Below are 5846 nucleotides of genomic sequence, written 5' to 3'. Positions count from 1 at the left end.
TGCGGAAAAATCAAAATCAAATTTCCAGAATCAAATCGACGAAATTATTTTCAAAATCTTACTCGAAAGTCTGAAATTTGAAATTCATCAATTTCTTTGCAAAATCAAAATTTCTTAGCTTTTGCACAACGTTTTCGTGTATGCGCAGTAGCGCGCAAAAATTCTAAATCTTTTAAATTCAGTCTCAAAGTTAGCAAATTATCTCAAACTTTGGTTTCAGTCATAAACTCGCTATTGCGTATACACAGTGTTGTAGGTAGTTTTTTATTAATTTTTCGATTGATTAATGTGTTTTTGAATCTTTTCACTTTGAGTATCAATAATTTTAGCAAACTCTCTAGCAAATTCTAAAATAAAGTTTTTTGATATTGGCTTAAATTCAATTGAATCCATTTCACCTAAAAAAATGCTATAATCAATTCCGTTTTTTTGAAATATTATTTCAGATTCCGATGAATGCCATCCTGCTTTATATAATTTTCTTTCTATTTTCAAGGGATTTATATGTTTCACAACTATAGTCATCAAATCGTGTTCCCATCCACCTCCAAAAATACTTTGAAAATAGAAATGTGGTACTCCATTTTTGTCAATAATTTCTTTAAACGCCATTCTGTTTTAAATTACCTACAACGTTCTCGCATATCGACTCGTTGCGGGAAAATTAGCAATTATTTTTCAATATTAGATTTTAACTTCCAGAAAATCCCGAAATTTCCGATTTCATCAGAAAATCCGCAATGAGCGATATGCAGTGTTACCTGCCGTTTTTATTCATCGGCTAATCCATCAAATAAGTTTGATATGAACTCCTCTTCTTTGTACATTTCTTCTTCATACTCTCTAGCCTCGTGTGAGTAATCATCTTCTTTTTCCATCTTCTGGTCGAATTCATGCATAAATTCAGCGTGTTTTTCTGACAAGTCATTTATATCGTTGTCAAGATTAAATCCGAAATCATTTTCTAATTCTTTAAGTTCATCAATAAGATTTTCGTATTGATTTACTTCTGTGCTTTGAATTTCATATTCAACTACTTCTTCTATTATATTTTCAAAATTTGGATTTGCTATAAACTCTTCATATTCTTCAGAAAATAGTTCCTTAAGTTTAGAAAAGTCTTTTAGTGATTCGATTGAGTTTACTTGATCTGCAAAACTATTAACTAAATCTACCTTTGAAATATTAATATCTTTTCGATCGATTTTATTTAAGAGCTTGAGATAAGCTTTTCGTTCAGAATAACCAGTTAATTGAGGTTCTATAATTTGTTTAAACTCTTCAATCACGAAATCGTGCAACTTTTTATTTGAAGACTTTTCGAGTTCTTCTAATATTTGAATTAAGAAAGAATATTTAAAATCGTCATTCCTAAACCACCCAAACCTATTGCTATTCTGAAAGTTTGCTCTGTAGATATATGATGATTTAAACAAGTGAAAATCTGAAATTATTTTATTGACATACTGTTCTAAAAGCTTATCATCTAATGGAATTCTGCGATTAAATTCACTTTTGGATTTATCAAATGTAAAAACTCTAAAAAACTGACTTACAAAACAAAATGAATTTATCAAATCGCCAATCAATACTTCTTTATCTTTAATATAATTTATTAAGAAATCCTGTATTGAAGGATTCTGAAACTCAACAGCAATTTTTTTGGACGAATCCATTTTCGTACTTATAAATGTACTCTCTAACTCTTTAATGATTTTTTTAAACTCTATTGAATCTATTGTTAGAGGATATTTTTTAATGTTTGCAATTACAAAAGAGTTAATTGCTATTCTTAAATCTTCTAAAAGAACAGGTGTACCAATAGTTGATAAAACTAATAGTGTAATTTGAGAGCCTTTAGAAATTGTATTTTCAAAGGCGTGAAGCCAGACACTTGTGGGATTATCAAAAAATGACAAAATAGTTTTAGAAAAATCATTTGGCTCACAATTATCCCAAAATTGATTTTGCACAAAGGTCTCGATTATCCTTGGATTATAACTTTTATGTTCTATTAGTTTTGAATAACTTTTATTTGCAACTAAATTTTTTAAATGAGATTTCGGCACATTGGCAAAAAAGAGATGATTATATAAGATTTCTGCTTTTATAATTTTTGTGTACTTGGATAAATCTAGCGTGCATTTGACTAGTTCAAGAGATGGGTTATTTAAAGACTCAAAAGAATTTTTAGCTTGATTTAATATATATTCTCTCGTAGCGAGAATAAAAATCTTATTTTTCGTTTTTTTAATTTTTTCAATGAATTTTATAAGCTTACTGTCTTCATTCATTGATAATCCCGTTTCTAAAAAGTTTCTTCCTAAAAAATCGTCAAAAAAGAAAATTTGCTTTTTCCCATCTTCATAAAAAGAATAAGCATCATTTATACTTTCAGAAACATAAATAAAGTCGTCATATTCTTTTGCTAAAAGACGATAAACTAACATACGAGATAATGTAGTTTTTCCTATTCCAGGTATTCCAGAAATTATGACATAATTATTCGATTTTAAAATATCCAAGGCCTCTTTGAAGCTATTGTTTTGAACATAAATTTTTAAGGTTTCTCTTATTTCTTCAAGTTCAAATTTTGATTGATTGTAAACAGTACTATGAACAAGCCTTTTAAGAATGTTTGTGCTTGAAAGCCATAGTTTATAATACCGCTCTTCAACTTTTGGATATAGCCCTAATAAATTATTTAAATCGTTTTTACCAAATATATCTTCTGTAGATTTAATGTAAGGATGAAACATTTTTAATATTTCATTTTTATTAGGTGGCGTTAAACCAACACTAGTCGTTATTATATATCTATCAGGATTAAGTGTTTTTACACTTTTTAACTCTGTCTTTAAAGTTGATTTTAGGTCACTATATTTTGTGTATCGTTTTGCTTGTACGATTATGTTTTCTTCTTTACTAACTGTAGCCCTTAAATCAATTCCGCCATCTTGTCCACTCGTAAAACTTTCAAAAAACACATCAAATTTTTCCTGTAAGATATCTCTAGAAAAATTCTCAAATTCAAATGATGATAGATTCAAGAAATTATATTCATTCATTGATGTTTATAGTTTAGTTCAGATGTTTTTTTAAATGGCAGGTAACGGTCCGCGCATAACGAAAGTGGCGACTTAAAATGCGCAAATTTTTCGGTTAAACTTTAAGTTTCTAAAAATACAAAAAACTCTCGTTTCAGCTCTAAATTCGCCATTTTTGTTATGCGCTGTTGCCACACGTACTTTTTATTCAGTCAGTATTTGTTTCCACTTTTCAGATTCCGCAAATTCTTTTACAATTCGATTTCGTTCGCTGAGTAAATCAGTCATATAATTTTCGAGAAACAATTTATCAGCTAAAATGCCTAAAATTCCGAGCGGTGATTTATAATCAAAAATGTCCGTCATCAGAGTCATTCCATTCAATTTCTCAAAGTGATGTTCGTGTTTAAATCTGCTAAATGCTCCACTTATCATTTCATCAGCAAAATAATTTGGTCGGTTAAATTCAGTGATTTTTGAAGTCAACTTTTGATAAATTCCGAAATGTTTGGCTCGCCAAGTAACGCTTTCGTCTAATTCAATTAATCCGTTTGTTTTTCCCGCAACTGCCGTTTCGTTTGTTTTTTCAGTTGATATTTTATGTAAATCAATACTTCGTGAAAGGTCAAATACTATTTCAATATTCGCATTAATTTCAGTTCTCAATTCAATTATGGGCATCAGTTTTTCAGTATGTGTGGCAACGTTTTCGTGTATGCGCAGTAGCGCGCAAAAATTCTATATCTTTTTAATTCAATCTCAAAGTTAGCAAAATATCCCAAACTTTAATTTCAGTCACAAGCCCAGCTATTGCGTATACACAGTGTTGTGCATAGGCTTTTCCGTTCTGTTTTTCTATTCAGATGTTGATATTTCACGTAACATTTTTATTTGTTCTATAATCATTTTCTTCGATTCTGCTTTCCACTTTTTTAAAACTGTTTTTTCATCATATTTGAAATCAGGTGGCGGTGGTGGCGGTGGCGGCAACATTCCATATGGTTCAGCGATATTTGAGGAAAGTCCACAATCATTGACTTTAAATTCAGTCAAATATTTTCCAAACATTACCCATTCGCCGTTTTTGTCTACGAATGGGCCACAATATCCAATATTGACACCTTTTATTTTTTGTCCGCTTTTCAAATCTCCTTTAAAAACTTCACAAACCACAATTAAATAATCAGTTTGGTTTTCACTAATCGTTACATCGCCAATGAAAACGTCATCGACATATTCAAATTCTTTTGGTGTCGCTTTTTGCCAATTTTCAATAGGCGCACAAGTGCAATTTTTATTTTCGTTTGGAATGAAAATCAGTGTTAAGAAAATAATTAAAATTTTAGTCACGATGTTTTTTTAGCTTATGCACAACGGTCGTGGCTATGAGCAGTTGGGGATTTATTGCCCTAACTTTTCAGTTTAGCACTCACCTTTATTTTATCTACTATTTTTAATTTAAACACCTAATCCCCAATTGCTTATAGCCTTTGTTAGCAACAGTTGTTTTTAGTTTGTCCAAGTCTCTATTTCGTTTGCATTCACGAATTTTTCACTATTAAAAATGCATAAACCCTGCCATGTCCCGAACCATAGTTGTCCTTTGTTATCTTCAAAAATACTTTGGACAACATTGGTAGTTAATCCGTTTTCAGTTGTGAATTGTGTGAAGCTAACTCCATCGTAGCGGTAAACACCATAACCTTCTGCTGTAAACCATACATTTCTTTTGCTATCTTCATGAAAATTATAGGTTTCTATACCTTCGATAATGCCATCTTTAGTAAAGTTGGTAAAGGTTTTTCCATCAAATTTACTGACACCTCCATAATATGTTCCAATCCAAATATTGCCTTGGCTGTCCTCTAAGATATCAGCAGTATTATTGTCGGTAAGTCCATTTTTAGTTGTTAGATGAGTAAATTCACCTTTAATGTATTTGAAAATTCCATTTCCATCGGTTACAAGCCAAATGGCTCCACTTTTGTCTTCTATAATTTTTTTAACCAATTTATCAGATAGCTTATGTTCCGGATTTTCAACCATAGAGTTAGGCAAAGGAAAGGGTATAAACTGATCTCCGTCAAAATGATATAATCCACCAATGCTTCCAACCCAAAGGAGCTTGTTTTTGTCAATAGCTAATCCCCATATCTCCTCATCAAAACCTTTCTCCCCTTCTGTTATAGAAAATGTTTCAAACTTTTGACCATCATATTTAACAAGTCCGTCAGAAGTTCCAAACCATACATTACCTGCTTTATCCTCTACTATTTCCAAAACTCTTATATGTGGACTGATACCTACAATGTGGATTTTTTCAAGTGTTTGCCCATCATAGCGTATAATCCCATCTCCATTTGTTCCAAACCAATAGTTTCCTTTTCTGTCTTGATGGATTGTCCTTACAAATTGTCTTACCATTCCATTTAAGTTGGTGTGAATTTGGGGAAATATCGTGTTTTGCTTTATGGTAAGATGTTTGTCGCTTACTTCATCTTCTGTCTTATCACTAACAGTTTTTTCTTTCACTTGTCCTGTGCAAGCGGAGACTTGAAGTAACATAAGTACTAAAAGTAGTTTACTTGCTTTAAATATTGTCTTACAATTAATGTCTGTCATATCTTTGGTTTCCGTAAATTGTTGCTAACGTTTTCGTGTATGCGCAGTAGCGCGTAAAAATTCTATATCTTTTAAGTTCAATTTCAAAGTTAGCAAATTATCCCAAACTTTGGCTTCATTCACAAACCCAGCTATTGCGTATACACAGTGTTGTACAGCGTTTTTGGTCATCAGAAA

Annotated in this window: 5 protein-coding genes; all 5 read right to left on the bottom strand. The window is 31.1% G+C overall.

Annotated features, from left to right (window positions below; translation table 11 throughout):
• Positions 1-267: 267 nt before the first annotated feature.
• Entirely contained in the window at positions 268-612 is a 345-nt protein-coding gene (locus EIG86_RS07940) for a hypothetical protein (protein WP_127845639.1), read from the bottom strand.
• A gap of 158 nt (positions 613-770) precedes the next feature.
• Positions 771-3068, bottom strand: coding sequence for an nSTAND3 domain-containing NTPase (locus EIG86_RS07935; RefSeq protein WP_127845638.1), 2298 nt, complete (start codon positions 3066-3068; stop codon positions 771-773).
• A 183-nt stretch (positions 3069-3251) separates the two neighbouring features.
• Complete coding sequence (locus EIG86_RS07930; RefSeq protein ID WP_127845637.1) at positions 3252-3728, bottom strand: SRPBCC family protein; 477 nt, start codon at positions 3726-3728, stop codon at positions 3252-3254.
• A gap of 174 nt (positions 3729-3902) precedes the next feature.
• Entirely contained in the window at positions 3903-4397 is a 495-nt protein-coding gene (locus tag EIG86_RS07925) for a hypothetical protein (RefSeq protein WP_127845636.1), read from the bottom strand.
• A gap of 159 nt (positions 4398-4556) precedes the next feature.
• Positions 4557-5669, bottom strand: a complete 1113-nt coding sequence (locus EIG86_RS07920) for a ligand-binding sensor domain-containing protein (protein WP_127845635.1) — start codon at positions 5667-5669, stop codon at positions 4557-4559.
• Between the last annotated feature and the right edge of the window lie 177 nt (positions 5670-5846).

Source organism: Psychroflexus aestuariivivens (assembly GCF_004010055.1).
GTDB lineage: Bacteria > Bacteroidota > Bacteroidia > Flavobacteriales > Flavobacteriaceae > Psychroflexus > Psychroflexus aestuariivivens.
This window is presented reverse-complemented; position numbering and strand designations above follow the sequence as displayed.